The 18946-nt window shown below is 74.1% G+C and carries 18 protein-coding genes; 13 read left to right on the top strand and 5 right to left on the bottom strand.

All coding sequences use genetic code 11. The features are described from left to right. The first annotated feature begins 365 nt into the window (after window positions 1-365). From ACGH2B_RS01040 to ACGH2B_RS01055, 4 genes are all read left to right on the top strand, one after another. Window positions 366-908, top strand: a complete 543-nt coding sequence (locus tag ACGH2B_RS01040) for a type 1 glutamine amidotransferase domain-containing protein (RefSeq protein ID WP_399082514.1) — start codon at window positions 366-368, stop codon at window positions 906-908. 152 nt (window positions 909-1060) lie between these two features. Further along, complete coding sequence (locus tag ACGH2B_RS01045) at window positions 1061-1477, top strand: DUF2795 domain-containing protein (protein ID WP_399082517.1); 417 nt, start codon at window positions 1061-1063, stop codon at window positions 1475-1477. 38 nt (window positions 1478-1515) lie between these two features. Beyond that, window positions 1516-2178 carry a phosphoribosyltransferase gene (locus ACGH2B_RS01050; protein ID WP_399082520.1) on the top strand — a complete coding sequence of 221 codons (663 nt, stop codon included), beginning with the start codon at window positions 1516-1518 and terminating at the stop codon, window positions 2176-2178. Between the two features lie 45 nt (window positions 2179-2223). After that, complete coding sequence (locus ACGH2B_RS01055) at window positions 2224-2694, top strand: DUF5709 domain-containing protein (RefSeq protein ID WP_399082523.1); 471 nt, start codon at window positions 2224-2226, stop codon at window positions 2692-2694. 126 nt (window positions 2695-2820) lie between these two features. Here ACGH2B_RS01055 and ACGH2B_RS01060 read toward each other — a convergent pair whose 3' ends face one another. Continuing rightward, complete coding sequence (locus ACGH2B_RS01060) at window positions 2821-3540, bottom strand: DNA polymerase ligase N-terminal domain-containing protein (RefSeq protein ID WP_399082526.1); 720 nt, start codon at window positions 3538-3540, stop codon at window positions 2821-2823. A gap of 294 nt (window positions 3541-3834) precedes the next feature. Between ACGH2B_RS01060 and ACGH2B_RS01065 the strand changes: the two genes are divergently transcribed. The 3 genes from ACGH2B_RS01065 (at window position 3835) to ACGH2B_RS01075 (ending at window position 6958) form a co-directional block, all read left to right on the top strand. Beyond that, window positions 3835-4932: an NADH:flavin oxidoreductase/NADH oxidase gene (locus tag ACGH2B_RS01065; RefSeq protein ID WP_399082529.1), complete on the top strand. Its 1098-nt coding sequence runs from the start codon at window positions 3835-3837 to the stop codon at window positions 4930-4932. A gap of 138 nt (window positions 4933-5070) precedes the next feature. Next, complete coding sequence (locus tag ACGH2B_RS01070) at window positions 5071-5652, top strand: DUF4352 domain-containing protein (RefSeq protein WP_399082532.1); 582 nt, start codon at window positions 5071-5073, stop codon at window positions 5650-5652. Window positions 5653-5872: 220 nt separating this feature from the next. Continuing rightward, a complete protein-coding gene (locus tag ACGH2B_RS01075; RefSeq protein WP_399082535.1) occupies window positions 5873-6958 on the top strand; it encodes a WD40/YVTN/BNR-like repeat-containing protein in 1086 nt (361 codons plus the stop codon). A gap of 133 nt (window positions 6959-7091) precedes the next feature. Here the strand turns inward: ACGH2B_RS01075 and ACGH2B_RS01080 are convergent, their stop codons facing one another. Then, window positions 7092-7769 carry a uracil-DNA glycosylase gene (locus ACGH2B_RS01080; protein WP_399082538.1) on the bottom strand — a complete coding sequence of 226 codons (678 nt, stop codon included), beginning with the start codon at window positions 7767-7769 and terminating at the stop codon, window positions 7092-7094. Window positions 7770-8171: 402 nt separating this feature from the next. Here ACGH2B_RS01080 and ACGH2B_RS01085 point away from each other — a divergent pair, with 402 nt between their 5' ends. The 4 genes from ACGH2B_RS01085 (at window position 8172) to ACGH2B_RS01100 (ending at window position 12170) form a co-directional block, all read left to right on the top strand. Continuing rightward, entirely contained in the window at window positions 8172-9176 is a 1005-nt protein-coding gene (locus tag ACGH2B_RS01085) for a phospholipid scramblase-related protein (RefSeq protein WP_399082541.1), read from the top strand. Continuing rightward, window positions 9169-10176, top strand: a complete 1008-nt coding sequence (locus ACGH2B_RS01090; RefSeq protein ID WP_399082544.1) for an N-acetylglucosamine kinase — start codon at window positions 9169-9171, stop codon at window positions 10174-10176. Before ACGH2B_RS01085 ends, ACGH2B_RS01090 begins: the two co-directional genes overlap by 8 nt. A gap of 383 nt (window positions 10177-10559) precedes the next feature. Further along, entirely contained in the window at window positions 10560-11516 is a 957-nt protein-coding gene (locus ACGH2B_RS01095; protein WP_399082546.1) for a sirohydrochlorin chelatase, read from the top strand. Between the two features lie 276 nt (window positions 11517-11792). Next, window positions 11793-12170 (top strand): nuclear transport factor 2 family protein, encoded by a 378-nt coding sequence (locus ACGH2B_RS01100; RefSeq protein WP_399082549.1) that lies wholly within the window; start codon window positions 11793-11795, stop codon window positions 12168-12170. Window positions 12171-12177: 7 nt separating this feature from the next. On the opposite strand, the gene ACGH2B_RS01105 is transcribed toward ACGH2B_RS01100, so the two are convergent. Together ACGH2B_RS01105 and ACGH2B_RS01110 are read right to left on the bottom strand one after the other, a co-directional pair. Further along, window positions 12178-13233, bottom strand: coding sequence for a lactonase family protein (locus ACGH2B_RS01105; RefSeq protein WP_399082552.1), 1056 nt, complete (start codon window positions 13231-13233; stop codon window positions 12178-12180). A 177-nt stretch (window positions 13234-13410) separates the two neighbouring features. Then, window positions 13411-14907 (bottom strand): FUSC family protein, encoded by a 1497-nt coding sequence (locus ACGH2B_RS01110; RefSeq protein WP_399096609.1) that lies wholly within the window; start codon window positions 14905-14907, stop codon window positions 13411-13413. Between the two features lie 537 nt (window positions 14908-15444). On the opposite strand from ACGH2B_RS01110, the gene ACGH2B_RS01115 reads away from it, so the two are divergent. Together ACGH2B_RS01115 and ACGH2B_RS01120 are read left to right on the top strand one after the other, a co-directional pair. Then, window positions 15445-17238: a coagulation factor 5/8 type domain-containing protein gene (locus ACGH2B_RS01115; protein WP_399082555.1), complete on the top strand. Its 1794-nt coding sequence runs from the start codon at window positions 15445-15447 to the stop codon at window positions 17236-17238. A 143-nt stretch (window positions 17239-17381) separates the two neighbouring features. Continuing rightward, window positions 17382-17861, top strand: coding sequence for an Lrp/AsnC family transcriptional regulator (locus ACGH2B_RS01120; RefSeq protein ID WP_399082558.1), 480 nt, complete (start codon window positions 17382-17384; stop codon window positions 17859-17861). Window positions 17862-17928: 67 nt separating this feature from the next. On the opposite strand, the gene ligD is transcribed toward ACGH2B_RS01120, so the two are convergent. Then, window positions 17929-18933 carry a non-homologous end-joining DNA ligase gene (ligD, locus tag ACGH2B_RS01125; RefSeq protein ID WP_399082561.1) on the bottom strand — a complete coding sequence of 335 codons (1005 nt, stop codon included), beginning with the start codon at window positions 18931-18933 and terminating at the stop codon, window positions 17929-17931. Window positions 18934-18946: the final 13 nt, after the last annotated feature.

The following is an 18946-nucleotide window of genomic DNA, read 5'->3' on the forward strand; positions in this document are numbered from 1 at the left end:
GAGGGCCCGCGGAACCGTCGCCGGGATGCGATCTCGCCGTATCCGGAGTGCGATGGAGGGGGCCGGGGCGCGCATCGGCGACGAGGGGCGCGCGCGAGCGCTGCGGGCGCCCCGTGTGGCGGGGTCACGGCGCGGTACGTCCGCCCTTTGCGGGATTTCGGCGGGCAGCGGCTTCCGCGTTCCCGGAACGCGATGTGGCCCCACGTCCGGCAAGGGCCGCCCCTCCTCGGAAACGCACGTTCGGAGAAATATGCGTACGGGGGCGAAAGGCGGGGTTCACGGCAAGGGGAAGAGGTGCGGGGCAGGGGTCGGAATGAATCCGGCATTCGATGTATCCGGCGAATCGCAGCGAGAGGACGGACGACATGCAGATCGCGTTTCTGGTGGCCTCCGAGGGCGTGGAGCAGGTCGAGTTGACGGAACCGTGGCAGGCGGTGGTGGACGCCGGCGCGGTTCCGCATCTGGTCTCACCGTCGGGTGGGTCGGTGCAGGCTTTCCACCACCTGGACAAGGCCGATTCGTTCACCGTGAACCGCACATTGGACGAGGCGCGGGTGGAGGATTACGGCGCGCTGGTACTGCCGGGCGGGGTGGCGAATCCGGATGCGTTGCGGCTCGACGAACGAGCGGTCGCTTTCACCAGGGGATTCTTCGACGCCGGAAAGCCCGTGGCGGCGATCTGCCATGCGCCATGGATGCTGATCGAGGCGGATGTGGTGCGAGGCCGCACTCTCACGTCCTGGCCGAGCCTGGCGACGGATATCCGTAATGCGGGCGGTTCCTGGGTCGACGAGCGGGTGAAGATCTGCACCGGCGGTCCGAATACGCTGGTCACCAGCCGTAAACCGGACGACTTGAAGGCGTTCTGCGCGACGCTGGTCAATGAATTGGGCGATGACAGGCGGTGAATTCCCCGGCGGAAGGCCGTGGGGCGGTCGTCCGCCGCAGGCGCTGAAAGGCGCGCGGACGACCGGCCGAACGGCCGTTCGCGGGGCGGTTCCGGTGCGGGTCCCGTGCCCGCCGTCCGTCGCCGTCGACCCGTCGTCACCTGGAGGAGAGCATGGTCATGGAGCACGGCGCGGACAAGATCGGGCCCGCGCGGGACGAGATGATGAAGAAGGAACTACGGGCGGAGATGACGGCCGACCGGTCGCTGCGCGCCGCGGAGGAAAGGGAGCTCCAGCCCTCGGGTGAGGATCAGCCGGAGGTGGCCCAGGCACCCGAGAGTGTTTTCCGCGGGGGCACGCCGCGGGGAATGACGGAGGAGGACGTCGGTATCCGTTCCGAACTCGCGCGGCACCTCGGGCGGAGCATTTACCCGGCGGACAAACCGTCGGTGGTCGAAAAACTGCGCCGGGACCACGCTCCGGACCGTTTGGTTTCCCTCGCCGAAAAACTGCCGGCGGAGGATACGTATCCGAATGTGCAGAGCATCGCGCAATCCCTCGGCCTCGGTACGGAAAGGCGCCGGGGCTGACCGTGGACGGGGCGGATACGGCACCGGGAGGGCGGGGCGTGCGGTATTTCGACCGGCGGCACGCCGGGGAGGCACTCGCGACGCGCTGTCTGGCGCTGGCGCGCACCGGCGTGCTCGCCGACCCGCTGGTGGTGGCGCTGGTGCGCGGCGGTGTCCCGGTCGCGGCGGAGGTGGCACGGGCGCTGGGGGCGCCGCTGGAAGTTCTGGTGGCGCGGAAGATCGGGGTGCCGGGGCGGCCCGAGGTCGGGGTGGGGGCGCTGGTCGGTGAGGAGCCGCCGGTGTTCGACGCGGGTGCGCTGGCGGCGCTGGGGCTGACCGCCGAGCGGCTGTCCGAGGACGTCCGGCGGGAGCGCGCGGAGCTGCGGCGCAGGCAGGAGACGTACCGGGCGGGCCGGCCGCCGCTGGGCGCCGCCGACGTGGCGGGCCGGGCGGTGCTGCTGGTCGACGACGGGCTGGCGACTGGGGTGACGGCGCGCGCCGCGCTGCGGTTTCTGCGGGGGCTGGGCCCGGCGCGGCTGGTGCTGGCGGTTCCGGTCGGGGACGCGGCTGCGGCTGCGGCGCTGCGCGAGGAGGCGGACCATGTGGAGTGTCTGCACCAGCCGCGGAATTTCCGTGCGGTGGGTGAGTGGTATCTCGATTTCGACCAGGTGCAGGACGCGGAAGTCCTCAGTATTCTGCGGGGATCCGGCACCGCAGTGTGAGAAAGCAGGGTGAGAAACCCTCGCATCCGGAGAAGGAGAGCGGACATGCCCGACAGTGCGATGGGGGACGATGTCTATCAGCCGTCCGCTTCCGATCCGCAGGACAATCCCGATGACCTGGATATGGAGGACGCTCTCGACGAGCCGGATCTCGACCAGATACTGGACGAGGGATATTCACCGCCCGAGCGTCCGCTCGCGGTGAATCGCGGCACCACGGCGCGGGAACAGTCCGACGGCGAATCCCTGGAGCAGCGCCTCTCGGAAGAGGTTCCGGAGGTGTGGGAGCCGGACGGGGACGGCATCGGGGACCAGGTGGACGGTGACGGGGAGCCGGTGGACGACCAGGTCGGCGAGGAGCGCGCCGGGCGGCTGCTGACCGCCGAGGAGGGCTTCCCGCGGCACCGCAACGACGTCGTCGCGCACGACGTCGGGATCGACGGCGGGGCGGCGTCCGCCGAGGAGGCGGCGATGCATCTGTGCCCGGAGAGCGGCGAGGAGGCCACCGCCGGGTGAGGGCGGCACCCGGGGGCCGACAGGTGCCTGTCCCCGGCGCCACGCGTCCGGCCATACCGGGTCACGACCGCCGTACCGGGTGGTTCAGGCCCCGGACCGGGAGGCTCCGCCCCCGGGCCAGGTCGTTCAGGAGCCGTGCGGCGAACCGCCGTCCGCGGCATCGCGGGCGTCGGCGGCCACCTGCCCCAGGGTGCGGCCGCTGCGGACGGAGCGGGCACGCAGCGGATCGGGGGCGCCGTGAGCGGCCGCACGGCCGTCGTTCTCCTTGACCAGCAGCCAGGATTCCCGGTCGCCCGCCTCCTGGCCGGTACGGAAGCGGGTGAGCGCGTAGCCGCCGTGCAGTTTGGCGCCGTCGAGCCAGAAGGAGGCGTGGCCCCGCTCCAGCGCCTCGGCGAAACTGCCCGCGCGGTCCCGGCCCTTGCCCGGGAGGGGGCGGTAGGTGCCCTGGTCCCAGACGATGACGGTGCCCGCGCCGTATTCACCCCGGGCGATGACGCCCTCGAACTCCCGGTAGTCCAGCGGGTGGTCCTCGGTGGGCACCGCGAGCCGCTTGTCGCGCGGGTCGGCGGACGGCCCCCTGGGCACGGCCCACGACTTCAGTACGCCGTCGACCTCCAGCCGGAAGTCGAAGTGCATCCGGCGGGCGTCGTGGATCTGCACGACGAAACAGGGAGCCGCTCCGGGGGCGGCCGGTCCGCCCCGTGGCTCCCCGGTGCGGTCGAAGTGCCGCCTGTCCCGGTAGGCGGCGAGCCGGTCGGCGCCCTCCGGGGCGGCGCCACCGGCCGCCCCGGGGGCGCGCGAGGCGTTCCGCCCGCCCCGGTCGTGCGTCGTACCGTCGCCGTTCATGTCCGCTCCTCCGCCCCTCTGGCCACACCGGCGCGTCCACGGGGCCGCGCGCCCCGCACGCCCATGTTTGCGCCCGCCGGACGGGGCGGCCACCGCAGCGCGGCGGGGGCGTGCGCGCGGATACCGGGCTCGTCCGGGGCGGGCGGCGGCACCCCTCATCCGCCCGGCGCCCGGCAACTCGTACGAGATCCATCGTAGTTTGGCAGACGGCGTACTACGATGGCTATCGTATGAGCGGCGGGGCCCCCGGCCGCCGCCCTTCACCGCGGCCCTTCCACGTCAAGGAGACCTCCCTTGAGCACGCTCTTCACCCCGTACACCCTGCGCTCCCTCACCATTCCGAACCGGATATGGCTGGCGCCGATGTGCCAGTACTCCGCCGCGGAGACCGGGCCGCTCGCCGGGGCGCCCACCGACTGGCACTTCGCCCACCTCGCGGCGCGGGCACTGGGCGGGACGGGGCTGCTGCTCACGGAAGCCACGGCGGTCAGCCCGGAGGGCCGCATCAGCCCCGCCGACCTCGGGCTGTGGAACGACACCCAGACCGAGGCGTTCCGGCGGATCACCGACTTCGTGAAGTCCCAGGGCAGCACCATCGGCGTGCAGTTGGCCCACGCGGGACGCAAGGCATCCACCGCGGCCCCCTGGACGGGCGGCAAGCCGGTCGGCCCGGAGGCGAACGGCTGGACGCCCGTCGCCCCGAGCCCGCTCCCCTTCGACGAGATCAGCCCCGTCCCGGACGAGCTGACCACCGACGAGATCCAGCAGGTCGTCGCGGACTTCCGCGCCGCCACCCGCCGCGCCCTCGACGCCGGCTTCCAGGTGGTGGAGATCCACGGCGCGCACGGCTACCTCATCGGCGAGTTCCTCTCCCCGCACAGCAACCACCGCACCGACGCGTACGGCGGCTCCTTCGAGAACCGCACCCGGCTCGCCCTGGAGGTCGTGGACGCCGTACGGGAGGAGTGGCCGGACGACCTGCCGGTGCTCTTCCGGATCTCGGCCACCGACTGGCTGACGGAGAACCCGGAGGACCCCTGGGAGGGCTGGACCGTCGACGAGACGGTCCGCTTCGCCTCGGTGCTCCACGAGCACGGCGTCGACCTCCTGGACGTCTCCAGCGGCGGCAACGCTCCCCGGGCGCGCATCGAGAGCGCTCCCGGCTACCAGGTGCCGTTCGCGGCCCGGGTGAAGGCAGAGACGCCGCTGCCGGTCGCCGCCGTGGGCCTCATCACCGAGCCCGCCCACGCCGAGAAGATCCTCGCCGACGGGGAGGCCGACGCCGTGCTCCTCGGCCGGGAGCTGCTCCGCGACCCCTCGTGGGCACAGCGCGCCGCCCGGGAGCTGGGCGGCGAGGTGCACGTCCCGCACCCGTACCACCGGGCCGTCTGACCTGGCCGCCGGCCTCCGCCCCCACCGGGCGGAGGCCATGGGTCCGCCCTGCCTCCCGGCATGATCACTGTCACTCCGATGACGTAATCTGACGCCAATCGCGGGCAGGTCGGCCCGCCTGAACCGTCGGGGTACGCCATGCGTCCATCCATCCGTGCCGTCTCGCTCATCGCGGGCGCCGTCCTCACCGCCGGCCTGGCGACAGGCTGCTCCTCCTCGGGCGGCGACTCCGGGCCCACCGCGTCGAAGACCGGGGCCCCCGCCGGTGACCTCGCCGTTCAGCCCTCGGGGAAGTCCGGGAAGACCCCGATCACCATCGGCGAATCCGGGACGTACCAGGCCGTCGACAGTGCCTCGGGCGCGCGGACGCAGATGTCGGTCACGTTCAAGGACATGCGGGCGGTGCAGGCGTCGGAGATCCACGCCACCAAGCCGCCCAAGCACCAGTACGCCGTCTTCACGTTCACCGTGAAGAACACCGGCGACAAGAACGGCGCCTTCCACCCGCAGAAGCTCAAGTGGACCGACGGCCAGAGCCCGGAGCAGCCCGCCTTCACCAGCGAGAAGTCCGGCTCCGGGCAGAACCTCGACACCACGTACCGCCCGGGTCAGACCGTCACCAGCGATGTCGTCCTGGACATGCCCGGGGGCAGCGGAGCGCTCCGCTACTACGACGGCTCCGGCCCCGTCTCCCTCTCGTTCGAGGTACCGGCGGACTGACACCCCCGGCCGGAACGACGGCGCGCCGCACCGGAATCCGGTGCGGCGCGCCGTCGTGTGCGGGCTTCGCGCGGGCGGCTCCGGCGGTCGGCCGATGTCCGGTCCCCGCGCCCCGACGGGCCGTGTGAGCTGCGCCGATGGCGCGCCGGGACGCCGTTGTCAGTGGTCGGGTGCAGACTGGCGGCATCTGAGACAACGGCGTCGCGGAGGTGTTCGGATCATGACCGATGTGCTGCTCGCGGTAGGCACACGTAAAGGGCTTTTCGTCGGCCGCAGACGGCACGGCGCATGGGAGCTGAGCGGCCCCCATTTCCCCGCGCAGGCGGTGTACTCCATCGGGATCGACACCCGCCGGGAGACACCACGGCTACTGGCCGGCGCCGACAGCGCGCACTGGGGCCCGTCCGTCTTCCACTCCGACGACCTCGGCGAGACGTGGCACGAGCCCGCGAGACCGGCGGTGAAGTACCCGGAGTACACCGGCACTTCGCTGGAGCGGGTGTGGCAACTGCATCCGGCCGGCCCCGCCGCGCCCGATGTGGTGTACGCCGGTACGGAGCCCGGCGGGCTGTTCCGCTCCGAGGACCGCGGCGAGACGTTCGAGATGGTCAGACCGTTGTGGGAGCACCCGAGCCGGGAGCGGTGGGTGCCCGGCGGCGGCGGTCTCGCGGTGCACACCGTGGTCACCGATCCGCGTGACGCGGACGCGGTGACGGTCGCGGTGTCGGCCGCCGGGGTGTTCCGCACCACCGACGGCGGCGCCAGTTGGGAGCCGTCGAACACCGGGGTCAAGGTGTCGTTCCTGCCCGAGGAGTACCCCGAGTTCGGCCAGTGCGTCCACAAGATCGCGCAGGACGCCGCCAACCGCGACCGCCTCTACCTCCAGAACCACTGGGGCGTCTACCGCAGTGACGACGCGGGCGCCCGGTGGACGGACATCGGCGCGGGGCTGCCCACCGACTTCGGCTTCGCGGTGGCCGCCCATCCGCACCGCGCGGACACCGCCTACCTGTTCCCCATCACCGCCGACATCGACCGCGTCCCGGCCGGTCACCGGTGCCGGGTCTACCGCACCTCCGACGCCGGAGCCTCCTGGGAGCCGCTCTCCCGCGGTCTGCCGGAGGAGGACCACTACGGCACGGTCCTGCGTGACGCCCTCTGCGTGGACGACAGCGACCCCGCGGGCGTCTACTTCGGCAACCGCAACGGCGAGCTGTACGCCAGCGCCGACGACGGGGAGAGCTGGCAGCAGCTCGCCTCCCATCTGCCGGATGTGCTGTGCGTACGAGCATCGGCGGTGGCCTGAGGACACGGGGCTCCGTCCCCGGCGCCGGGCTCCCCTGCCCCGGGCCGCCCGCGTGGTGCGGGATCCGGGGCCCGGCGCCGTGCAGCACCGGGGCGCCCCCGTTCGGACGGGGCACCCCGGTGTGCGAGTCAGCTCACGGAAGTCGCCAGTCCACCGGCTGGGCGCCCTGGCGGATGAGGAGGTCGTTGGTACGGCTGAAGGGACGGGAGCCGAAGAAACCGCGGTCGGCGGACATCGGGGAGGGATGGGCCGATTCGATCGCCGGGTACGCGTCGAGGAAGGGGCGCAGATTGCGGGCGTCGCGGCCCCACAGCACGGACACCAGCGGCTTGCCGCGGGCGGCGAGCGCGCGGATGGCCTGCTCGGTCACTTCCTCCCAGCCCTTGCCGCGGTGCGCGCCGGGCTTGCGGGGCGCGGTGGTCAGCGCCCTGTTGAGGAGGAGGACGCCCTGCCGGGTCCACGGGGTCAGATCACCGTTGGACGGGCGGGGCAGGCCGAGGTCGGAGTGGAGTTCGCGGAAGATGTTCTCCAGGCTCCCCGGCAGCCGCTGGACCTCGGGCGCGACCGCGAAGCTCAGTCCGATCGCCATACCCGGTGTCGGATACGGGTCCTGACCCACGATCAGCACCCGTACGTCGTCGAACGGTTGCTGGAAGGCGCGCAGGACGTTGGCGCCCGCGGGGAGATAGGTCCGGCCGGCGGCGATCTCCTGACGGAGGAAGTCGCCCATCTCGGCGATACGTCCGGCGACGGGGCGCAACGCCTCGGCCCAGCCGGGTTCCACAAGTTCGTTCAAGGGTCGTGCTGCCACAACAACTCACCCTACCGGCCCAGCACCGGGGCCCGTTCCGCCCGCCGGGGTCCGGCCCGTCCATGACGGGTCGGGGTGTCGCGGGCGGGGCCGCCGGTACGGCCGGAGACATCGATGTTGCCGGTACGGCCGGAGCCTCCGGCACGGACCGGCCCGGGCGGGGCGGCCGGCCCGCCGAAGCCTGGTACGGCCCGCCCGCGCGGCCCGGTGCGGCCGGAGCCACCGGCGCGCACGGCCCGGCGCGGGACGGAACGGCCGGAGCCACCGGTGGGGCCGGCGCTCCCCACAGCCGGCGCCCCCGCCCCGAGTCTTCCCTTCCCGCCTCCCCACCGGCCCGGCCGACCGGTACGCGGGCCGGTGCCGGGGCCCTGCGGTGTCATCACGGCCCGGTACTGTGCCGCCATGACACATGCGAACATCCCTGCGGGCTGGTACGCGGACCCGCAGGGGACTCCTCACCAACTGCGCTGGTGGGATGGCGCCCGTTGGACCGAGCACACGCACGCCGCCGCCCCGCAGCAGCCGCAGGGCCAGGCTCCGGCCCAGCAGGCCCCCCAGCAGCAGGCCCCCCAGCAGCTTCCGCCGCAGCAGACGCCGCAGCAGCCGCAGGCGGCTCCGGCCGGTTCCGGTGCGCCGCAGCAGATGCCCGCCGGATCCGGGGCGCCGTACGGAGCGCAGCAGGCCGGGGCGCAGCAGGCCCCCTACGGGCAGCCCGGCCACCCCCAGGCGCAGGCGGCGCCCGGCCATCCCGGTGCGGCGCACCAGGTCCAGCAGCAGGCGGGCGTCGCCCCGACGGGTCCCGGCGGCGGGACGCTGTTCACCGAGCCGGTGCTGGTGGTGAACCAGAAGGCGAAGCTGATCGAGGTCTCCAACGAGTACGGCGTCTTCGACCAGAACGGCAACACCCTCGGCACGGTGGTCCAGGTCGGGCAGAGCACCGCGAAGAAGGTGCTGCGGGTGGTCTCCAGCCTGGACCAGTACATGACGCACAAGCTGGAGATCCGGGACGCGTACGGGCAGCCGCAGCTCGTGCTGACGCGGCCGGCGAAGTTCATCAAGTCCAAGGTGCAGGTGGCGCGTCCGGACGGGCAGCCGGTCGGTGAGATCGTCCAGCAGAACGCCATCGGCAAGATCAACTTCGGGATGATGGTCAACGGCCAGCAGATCGGCGCGATCAAGGCCGAGAACTGGCGGGCCTGGAACTTCGCGATCGTCGACCACACCGACACCGAGATCGCCCGGATCACCAAGACGTGGGAGGGCCTGGCGAAGACGATGTTCACCACGGCCGACAACTACGTCCTGCAGATCCACCGGCAGCTTCCCGACCCGCTGCTGAGCCTCGTCGTCGCCACGGCGCTGACCGTCGACACCGCGCTCAAGCAGGACTCCCGCGGTCTTGGCTGAGCCGCCGTACGCGGCGGGCCCGGTCGTCCTGGGCGTCGACTCGGGCGGTTCCGGGCTGCGTCTCGCCGTCGCACCGGTCACCGCACCGGACGCCCGGCCGGAGAACACGTACGCGTCGGACATCCCGGTGCGCACCGGGGAGCGCGGGATCGACGCGCGGCAGTTGCTGGACCAGTTGCTGCCCGCCGCCGAGAAGCTGCGGCAGGCGGCGGGGGCGTCCGGCTTCGCGGCGGTCTGTGTCGGTGCGGCCGGAATGGCGACGCTCGGGCAGGAGCTGCGGGACGTGCTGCCGCGGGCGCTGGCCGACGCCTTCGGGGCACACCGTCTGGCGCTGGCCGCCGACGCGGTGACCGGGTACGCGGGCGCGCTGGGGCAGCGGCCCGGTGTGGTCGTCGCCGCCGGTACGGGCCTGGTGGCGCTCGGCGCGGACCCGGCGTCCGGGTCCGGCTGGCGGCGGGCGGACGGCTGGGGGCATCTGCTCGGCGACTGCGGCGGCGGGGCGTGGATCGGCCGGGCGGGCCTGGAGGCGGCACTGCGGGCGTACGACGGGCGGTCCGGCGGCTCCCCGGCGTTGCTGCGGGCCGCCGAGGAGGAGTTCGGGCCGGTCGGGGGCCTGCCGGGGCAGTTGTATCCGCGGGCGGACCGGCCCGCGGTACTGGCGTCGTTCGCGCCGTACGTGGCGCGGGAGGCGGCCGGTGACGCGGTCGCCGCGGGCATCGTCCGCGCGGCCGCGGCGCAGATCGTGGACACGGCGGCGGCCGCCTGCCCTCCCGGGGCGGGGCGGACCGTGGCGCTGACCGGCGGGCTGTTCCGGCTGGGCGAGGTGTTGCGGGCACCGGTGCGGGCCGGGTTGGCGGCACGGTTGCCGGAGGCGGTGTGCATGGAGCCGGCGGGCGGCCCGCTCGACGGTGCGCTGCGGCTGGCCGCCGCGCTGGCCGCCGATGCGGTGCGGCTCCCGGTGGACGGCGCACTGCTCCGGATCGTCCGCCACGGGAAGTGAGTGCCCGGACGGCGTCCCGCGAGGCCGGCCCGTCGGCGCGGGTCGATGGCCGTTCGCCGCCGGGGCGGGACGCGCGGGCCGGGGAACGCCGCCGCGGTGACGGCGCCCGGCGGAAGGTGCTCGCTCCGGATCGTCCGTCATGGAGGGCGGGCGGTACGCCGCCGACGGCGCACCGCCGCACATCGGCGCGGCTCCACGGCCGTCCGCCGCCGGGGCGGAACGCACGGGGCCGGGGAAGCACCACCGCGGAAAGCCTCGTCAGGCGGTGATTCGGGCGGACTTCGGGTGGGCCACCGTGACGCGCGGGATAAATCGGGACGGATACCTCCCGACCGAACCCTCCCCCGGCAGTGTGTCAGTGCGAGGCGTTAGCATGCGGCGCCATGAGTTCCCCCACTGGGCCCGTACCTGGCTCGCCCCGCTTTGACGACGATTCCCCGAGCCCGGCGCCCGGCCTGCCCGTACGAATGCCGCGACCGCGGCAGTCCGGCCGGCACCGCAAGCCGGAGCCGCTCGCCGCACCCGAGGGCGCGCCCGTCCTGGTGCTGGCCGTGCCCGGCACCCCCACTTCCGCCGCCCGGTCCCTGGCGGAGGAGGTGTGCAGCATCGCCCGTTCCGAGCTGCCCGGCCTCGACGCCCGGATCGGTTACGTGGACGGCGACGGCGCGGAGTTCCCGGCGCTGGACGCGGTGCTGGCGCAGGCCGGTGCCGAGCACAAGGCGCGTGCCGCGCGGGGCGACGGCGCGCCCGCCGGTCCGGCCGCGGTGGTCGTGCCGCTGCTGGCCGGCCCCGACAGCTCGCTGCTGCGGCGGATACGCCAGGCGATGATGAACAGCGGTTCCGGTGCCGAGCTGACGGATGTCCTCGGCCCGCACCCGCTGCTCGCCGAGGCGCTGCACGTACGGCTCTCCGAGTCCGGGCTGGCCCGCGCCGACCGGGCGCGGCTGTTCACCGTCGCCACGGCGGCGGACGGCATCATCCTGGCCACGGTGGGCGGCGAGGAGGCCGTGCAGGCCGCGGGGATCACCGGCATGCTGCTGTCGGCCCGGCTGGCGGTGCCGGTGCTGGCCGCCGCGCTGGACGAGGACGGCGCGATCTCGCGCACCGCGGAGCAACTGCGGCTGTCCGGCTCGCGGCAGCTCGCGCTCGCGCCGTACCTGATCGGTCCGGAGATCTCCGACGGGCTGCTGGGGGCGGCCGCGGCCGAGGCGGGTTGTGCGTCGGCGGAGGCGCTGGGCGCCTACGGCGCGGTGGGCCGTCTGGTGCTGTCGAACTACGCCGCGGCGGTCGGCATCACGCTGCGGCCGGCCGGGGGCCCGCAGTTCGCACCGGCGCGCTGAGCCCTGCTTTCCGACGGCGGCTCCCCCGCCGTCCCCAGGCCATGAGGGCCGTTCCGCTTCGCGCGGGGCGGCCCTTCGCGCTGTCCGGCGGCGGGAGCCGGGAGCCGTCCGGCGTTCCGGGCGGCGGCCAGGCGGGCTCCCAGCCGCCGTCGCGGGCGGCCCGCCCCCGGACCACGGCCGCCGGGAGCCTACCGGTGCGCCGGAGGCCGGTCCGCGGGCTACGGTCGCCGTGAGGCCCCAGGCCCGCCGGCCGGGCCGTACCGGAGGGAAGTGCCGATGTCCGTCCCCGATGTGCCGCCGTCCGCCGTCGGCGCCGTCCGTGCCGTGTTCGCCGCCTGCCTCGCGCAGGACCGTCCCGCCATGGAGCGGCTGCTCGCCGCCGATTCCGTCTTCACCAGCCCGCGGGACGACCACCTGGACAAGGACGCGTTCCTCGCCCGCTGCTTCCCGACCGCCGGCCGGTTTTGCTCGTACGGTCTGCTCGACGTGGTGCCGGTGGGCGACGGGGCGGCGGCGAGCGGGGAGGTGTTCGTCCGGTACGCGTACGAGCTGGTGGGCGGCGGGCATTTCCGCAATGTCGAGGTGCTGACCGTGCGGGACGGGCTGGTCGCCGAGGCGCAGGTGTACTTCGGCGGTGCCTTTCCGCCGGGGTGAGCGGGGCTCAGGCGAAGACGACGCAGGAGGCCGCGGGCGCCGGCGTCGAGCCGGCGGGGGCGGGGACGCCGGTGGCGGGGTCGACGGTGAACCACGCCACGTCGCCGGAGCGTTCGTTGGCGGCGTAGAGGAAGCGGCCGGTGGGGTCCATCGCCAGGTCGCGGGGCCAGGTGCCACCGCAGGGCACGCTGGTCACGGGCGTGGCCTCGGCGCCGGAGGGATCGAGGGCGTGGACGCAGATACGGTCGCGGCCGCGGACCGCGGTCCACAGGAACCGGCCGTCCGGGGAGACCACCGCGGCGGACGCGTAGCAGGGCTCCCCCTCCTCCGGCCCGTCGCCGTCCGCGAACAGCGGGGTCTCCCCCAGGGGCGTCAGGGTGCCGTGGGCGGCGTCCCAGCGGCAGCGGGTGAGCGCGGGGGCGAGTTCGTTGACGACGTAGACGTGGCCGCCGCCGGGGTGGAAGGCGAGGTGGCGGGGGCCGCTGCCGGGGCGGAGGCGGACCTCGTCGCGGATCTGCGTCATGCCGGTGACGGGGTCGAGGACGCAGGTGCGGACGGAGTCGGTGCCGAGGTCGGCGGTGAGCAGCCGGGTGCCGCCGGGCGCGGCGTACACGGAGTGGGCGTGCGGGCTCTTCTGGCGCTCGGGGTCCGGGCCGCTGCCGTGGTGGGCGAGGACGGCGGCGGGTCCTCCGAGGGTGCCGTCCGGTGCGATCGGGAGGGTGCTGACGCTGCCGGAGCTGTAGTTGGCGGTGACGAGGTGTCCGGCGGTCAGGGCGAGGTGGGTGGGGCTCGCGCCGCCGACGGGGACCGGCGGGGCGAGGAGCACGGGCCCGTCGGGGGTGAGGCTGAAGGCGGCGGCCGCGCCGTGGTCGGTCTCGCTGACCGCGTACAGACGCCCGCGGTCGCGGCTCGGGGCGAGGAAGGACGGGTTGGTGACCTCAGCGGTGGTGTGCAGCGGGGTGAGCGCGCCGGTCTCCCGGTCGAGGGCGGCGGTGGTGATGCCCGCGCCGCCCGCCTGCGTGAACGATCCGATGTACGCCCGCAGGCCCTGGTCCGTGGTCACCGTGGTGCCGCCTCTCGTCCGGTCGCCCGCCGCCCGCGCCCCGGGCGGCACGGCGACGCTAACAGCCGGGGCGGCGCCGGGGGCGGGATCGCGGCCGGGGGCGCGGGGCCGTGGGGCGTGTCGTCGCCCCCGCCGCCGCGCGGGTGGACGGGCGGCTGCGGGGACGACGACGCGGGCTCAGGCTCCGGCGAGCGGGGCGCGCGGCGGGCTGGCCAGCGGCGCGGCGAGCGCGGCGAGCTTCTGCTCCAGGCCGTGCAGGTGGAGGAGCGGGCCGTCCCCGGCGGGCGGGGCGGGTGCGGGCACCGGTGCGGTGTGGCGGGCGGTCAGGGCGTCCACGGCGGCCTCGACGCGGCGCCAGGCGTCGGCGAGACGGGTGTCGTGCGCGGCGCCGGTCCGCTCGGCGGGGGCGAGCGCCGCGAGGGCGGCGACGTCGTGGGCGCAGGCGTCCAGCAGGGCGAGGACCTGGCGGGCGCGGGCCTTTCGGTGGCGGAGCGGGTTGAGGGGGTGGACCAGCGGCGCGAGGGAGAGGCGGACCTTGCCGAGGAGGGCCTCCAGCTCACCGATCCGTGCGGCCGGGTCCGCGTCGTGGGCGCCGCCGAGGCGGGCGACGGCCTGCGCGGTGCACTCGTGGACGCACCGTACGGCGCGCTGGATCCACGCGTTGGTGGTGGCGTGGGTGGTGACGGGCAGGACGAGGACGACGGCCACGGCGGCGGCGAGGGCGCCGACGCCGGTCTCGGCGAACCGCAGCCCGAGCAGCCCGGGGTGGAGGACGCCGAGGAGCCCGTAGAGCAGTCCGGCCATGACGGTCACGAAGAACATCATGTACGTGTACGACAGCGGTGCCGTGTAGAAGAGGCCGAAGACGCAGCCGGCGACGAGGACGGCGGTGGGGGCGGGGGCGCCGTGCAGCGGGACGGCGAGGAGGAGTGCGGCGGCGATGCCGGTGACGGTGCCCAGGACCCGGCGGAAGCCGCGGACCAGGGTCTCGCCGCACGACGCGGTGTTCACGAAGACCCACCAGACGGTGGCGACGGCCCAGTACCAGCGGTCGGCGGAGACGGCCTGGCCGACGGCGAGGGCGACGGCGCAGGCCACGGTCGCCTGGACGGCCTGCCGGGTGGTGGCGCGGGCCAGTCCCCTGCCGGGCGGCGGCGCGGCGGGCGCGGGGGCCGGGCGCAGGCGCCGTTCGTAGCACCAGGCACCGAAGCGGACGGCGGCGGACACGGCGACGGCGAGGAGCACCGCCGCGGCGAGCGGCGGCAGGTGACCGGGCGCGGCGTGCAGGAACTGCGCCATGAAGAACATCATGAACGCGAAGATCCCGAGGGCGTGGCCGCGCGGCCCCCAGCGGCGGGCGTAGACCCCGGCGGCGATGACGGCGAGGAAGGCCGCGTCGCGCCAGAGGGGGTGCCCGTGCAGCCCCGCCGCGAGCGCCAGGACGGGCAGCCCGGCGGCCGGCAGCAGCGCGGTGGTGACGGCCTGGCCACGCACCGTGGGGTCGGCGACGGTGAAGAGCGCCAGCAGTGCGGCGAGTCCCCCGGCGATGGCCCCGGTGAGGGTGTGGACGGCAAGGCCCGAGGCGGTGGTCGCCAGGCCGATGCCGAGGACGGCCCGGGTCGCGGCGCGCAGCCGCTGCCGTCCCGGGTCCGCTACCCACACCTTCCTCATCAGCAGCGTCATCCTCTTCAGCACCGCTTCCTCTCCGTACGCATCGGTGCGCGGTGGGCCGGGCGGCCGTCGCGCGCATGAAAAAGGCGCCGCGGAGTTCCGCAGCGCCATCGACGGGTCCATCTCAGCATCCGCCCGCCCATTGGTTCAACAGATGCCGGATCCACTGGGCCATTGGTACACCCCGGAGCGGAATACGCGGCTCCGGAGGGGGCCAACGGCCGGGCCGGGGGCGCTGCGGCGGGGCGCCACCCGGCCCGGGCGGGAAACGGGCACCGGCACCGCACCGACGGGCACGGCGGCAGGACCGGCACCCCTCCCCCGCCGCCGACATCTCCTGAACGCTGGTGCACCGGAGGTACGCCGCGCCCCCCGCCGCCGTGGATCGCATTCCCGCAGGCCAGTCGCGAGGCACCCGGAATGGGAACGACCGGGCCGGGCAGAAGGGTTGACGGTCCGTCCACACACCATGACGATGCTGCGCACGAGAGAGCGCTCTCCGGCACATCATGTGTTCACTGTCTGAATCAGGAGGGCTCCATGCCCACTCCCCCCACACCTGAGCGGCCGTCCGGCCTCCCGCGCCGTGCCGTCCTCGCGTCGATGGCCGCCGCGCTGCCGCTGGCGGGCCTGCCGGCCACCGCCTGCGCCGCCCCGCGCCCGGCCCCGGCGCGCGCCGCCGCGCCGCTGCCCGGCGGCGGTGACCTCGGCGAGAACGTCATCGTCCTCGACCCGGCCACGCCCGGTATCCAGGGCAAGCTCGACGAGATCTTCCGCAAGCAGGAGAAGGCGCAGTTCGGCACCGGTCGCTACGCGCTGTTCTTCAAGCCGGGCACGTACGACGGGCTCAACGCGCAGCTCGGGTTCTACACCTCGATCGCGGGTCTGGGGCTGTCGCCCGACGACACCACGATCAACGGCGATGTCACCGTGGACGCGGGCTGGTTCGACGGCAACGCCACCCAGAACTTCTGGCGTTCGGCGGAGAATCTGGCGCTGAAGCCGGTCAGCGGGACCAACCGGTGGGCGGTCGCGCAGGCGGCGCCGTTCCGGCGGATGCACGTCAAGGGCGGGCTGAACCTCGCGCCGGACGGGGACGGCTGGGCCAGCGGCGGCTACATCGCCGACAGCCGTATCGACGGCACCGTGGAGCCCCGCTCGCAGCAGCAGTGGTACACCCGCGACAGCGCGCTCGGCGGCTGGGAGGGCGCCGTGTGGAACATGGTCTTCTCCGGAGTCGAGGGCTCCCCGGCGCAGACCTTCCCCGACCCGCCGTTCACCACGCTGGAGCACACCCCCCTCTCCCGCGAGAAGCCGTTCCTGTACCTCGACGGCGACGCGTACAAGGTGTTCGTCCCCGAGAAGCGCACCGACGCCCGCGGCACGAGCTGGGGCAACGGCACGCCCCGGGGCACCTCGCTGCCGCTGGAGAAGTTCTACGTGGCGAAGCCGGACGCGGACGCGGCGACCCTCAACGCCGCCCTCGACCAGGGGCTCCATCTGCTGCTGACGCCCGGCGTCTACCACCTGGACGAGACCGTCGAGGTCAAGCGCCCCGACACCGTCGTGCTGGGCCTGGGCTACGCCACGCTGATACCGCGGAACGGTGTGACGGCGCTGAAGGTCGCCGACGTCGACGGGGTGCGGCTCGCCGGTTTCCTGCTCGACGCCGGGCCGGAGAACTCCCCCGCGCTGCTGGAGGTCGGCCCCGAGGGCGCGTCGGCGAGCCACGCGGCGAACCCGACGACGGTGCAGGACGTGTTCGCGCGGGTCGGCGGCGCCGGGCCCGGCAAGGTGACCTGCGCGATCGTGATCAACAGCAACGACACGGTCATCGACCACACCTGGGTGTGGCGCGCCGACCACGGCGAGGGCGTGGGCTGGGACGTCAACCGCGCGGACTACGGCGTACGCGTCAACGGTGACGGCGTGCTGGCGACCGGCCTGTTCGTCGAGCACTTCAACAAGTACGACGTGCACTGGCTCGGTGAGCGGGGCCGCACGATCTTCTTCCAGAACGAGAAGGCGTACGACGCGCCGAACCAGGCGGCGGTCCAGGACGGCGACACCAAGGGCTTCGCCGCGTACCTCGTCGACGGCGAGGTCACCGAGCACGAGGGCTGGGGCCTGGGCAGTTACTGCTTCTACAACGTCGACCCGTCGATCCGGCAGGACCACGGCTTCGCCGTCCCCGAGAAGCCGGGCGTCAAGCTGCACGGGCTGCTGGTGGTGTCGCTGGGCGGCAAGGGCCAGTACGAGCACGTCGTCAACGGGGTGGGCGGTCCGACGTCGGGCGACACCACCGTGCCGTCGACGGTGGTCTCCTTCCCCTGAGCCGGGCCGGGCGCGCGGCGGGCGGTCCTTCCGGACGGCCGGATGAGCGGGCCGGCGTACCCGGCGCGGCCTCACCACGCCGCTGAGCTGGGCCGTTGATACAGTCCCGGGGTCGGACACCGCCCCTGGAAAGGCCCTGGAACATGGCCGTGGACGCCTTGGACGCGAAGATTCTGGGGCTGCTGCTGGAGGCGCCGCGGACCAGCGTGCGGGAGTACGCACGGCTGCTGGGCGTGGCCCGCGGGACCGTCCAGGCGCGGCTGGACCGGATGGAACGCGACGGTGTCATCACCGCGTACGCTCCGCGTCTGTCCCCCGCCGCGCTGGACCACCCGGTGCTGGCGTTCGCCCATATCGAGGTGGAGCAGGGGCATCTGGAGGAGGTCGCCGACGCGCTGGCGGAGGTGCCGCAGATCATCGAGGCGTTCTCCACGACCGGCGGCGGCGATCTGCTGGCCCGGGTCGTCGCCCGGGACGCGGAGCATCTGGAGGACGTCATCCAGCGGCTCATCAGCCTGCCGGGCGTGGTCCGCACCCGCACCGAGGTGGCGCTGCGGGAGCGGGTGCCGCACCGGATGCTGCCGCTGGTGCAGGACGTGGGCGGGGCGGACCGGGGACGGTGAGAGCGGGGACGCGGGCACCCGCGCGCCTTTGGGCGGCGGCCGTCGGCGCCTCACCGTCCGGCGGACGTCATTTCCGCGCCCGGCTCGGCTGGACCCGCTTGGGTTCGCCCTTCATCTTCGGGTGTTCGGGCGGGTAGGGCAGATCGCCGAGGCCGTGGTCGCGTTCGTCGCGGGCGGCCAGTTCCAGCGCGTCGTCCAGCCGGAACGCCTCGTCGTCCATACCGGCGTGCAGATCGCCGAGGGCGGCGAACCGCTCCGGCATGGTGACGATGTCGAAGTCCTCGGGAACGGCGTCCGGGACCTCCTCCCAGGTCAGCGGCGCGGAGACTGGGGCGCGGGCGGAGGGGCGTACGGAGTAGGCGCTGGCGATGGTGCGGTCCCGGGCGGTCTGGTTGTAGTCCACGAAGATCTTGGCGCCGCGCTCCTCCTTCCACCAGGCGGTGGTGATCCGGTCGGGCGCGCGGCGCTCCAGTTCCCGGGCGACGGCGATGGCGGCGCGCCGTACCTGCGTGAAGTCCCACTCGGGGACGATCGGCACGAAGACGTGGAGACCGCGGCCGCCGGAGGTCTTGGGCCGGCCGGTCAGGCCCAGACCGTCGAGGACGTCGCGGAGTTCGAGGGCGGCGCGGACCGCGTCGGCGTAGTCGGTGCCGGGCTGCGGGTCGAGGTCGATACGGAGTTCGTCGGGGTGTTCGGTGTCGGCGCGCCGCACCGGCCAGGGGTGGAAGGTGAGGCAGCCGAGGTTGGCGGCCCACAGGACGGCGGCGGGTTCGGTGGGGCAGATCTCGTCGGCGTACCGGCCGCTGGGGAAGGCGATCCGGCCGGTGGGGATCCAGTCGGGGAGGTTCTTGGGCGCGCGTTTTTGGAAGAAGGACTCGCCGGTGACGCCGTCCGGGTGGCGTTGCAGGGTCGTCGGGCGGTCGCGCAGGGCGCGCAGGATGCCCTCGCCGACGGCGAGGTAGTAGCGGGCGACGTCGCCCTTGGTGAAGCCGCGTTCGGGGAAGAAAACCTTGTCCGGGTGGGTCACCCGGACCGTGCGGCCGCCCGCGGTCAGCTCCAGTGCGTCTGCCATGGGGCCACGCTAA

It is taken from the genome of Streptomyces sp. BBFR2 (assembly GCF_044497305.1).
Lineage (GTDB): Bacteria > Actinomycetota > Actinomycetes > Streptomycetales > Streptomycetaceae > Streptomyces.

Coding starts and splice junctions, on each gene's coding strand:
- ACGH2B_RS01040 (WP_399082514.1), top strand. CDS start 366: ATGCAGATCGCGTTTCTGGTGGCCTCCGAGGGCGTGGAGCAGGTCGAG.
- ACGH2B_RS01045 (WP_399082517.1), top strand. CDS start 1,061: ATGGTCATGGAGCACGGCGCGGACAAGATCGGGCCCGCGCGGGACGAG.
- ACGH2B_RS01055 (WP_399082523.1), top strand. CDS start 2,224: ATGCCCGACAGTGCGATGGGGGACGATGTCTATCAGCCGTCCGCTTCC.
- ACGH2B_RS01060 (WP_399082526.1), bottom strand. CDS start 3,540: ATGAACGGCGACGGTACGACGCACGACCGGGGCGGGCGGAACGCCTCG.
- ACGH2B_RS01070 (WP_399082532.1), top strand. CDS start 5,071: ATGCGTCCATCCATCCGTGCCGTCTCGCTCATCGCGGGCGCCGTCCTC.
- ACGH2B_RS01075 (WP_399082535.1), top strand. CDS start 5,873: ATGACCGATGTGCTGCTCGCGGTAGGCACACGTAAAGGGCTTTTCGTC.
- ACGH2B_RS01085 (WP_399082541.1), top strand. CDS start 8,172: ATGACACATGCGAACATCCCTGCGGGCTGGTACGCGGACCCGCAGGGG.
- ACGH2B_RS01095 (WP_399082546.1), top strand. CDS start 10,560: ATGAGTTCCCCCACTGGGCCCGTACCTGGCTCGCCCCGCTTTGACGAC.
- ACGH2B_RS01100 (WP_399082549.1), top strand. CDS start 11,793: ATGTCCGTCCCCGATGTGCCGCCGTCCGCCGTCGGCGCCGTCCGTGCC.
- ACGH2B_RS01115 (WP_399082555.1), top strand. CDS start 15,445: ATGCCCACTCCCCCCACACCTGAGCGGCCGTCCGGCCTCCCGCGCCGT.
- ACGH2B_RS01120 (WP_399082558.1), top strand. CDS start 17,382: ATGGCCGTGGACGCCTTGGACGCGAAGATTCTGGGGCTGCTGCTGGAG.
- ligD (WP_399082561.1), bottom strand. CDS start 18,933: ATGGCAGACGCACTGGAGCTGACCGCGGGCGGCCGCACGGTCCGGGTG.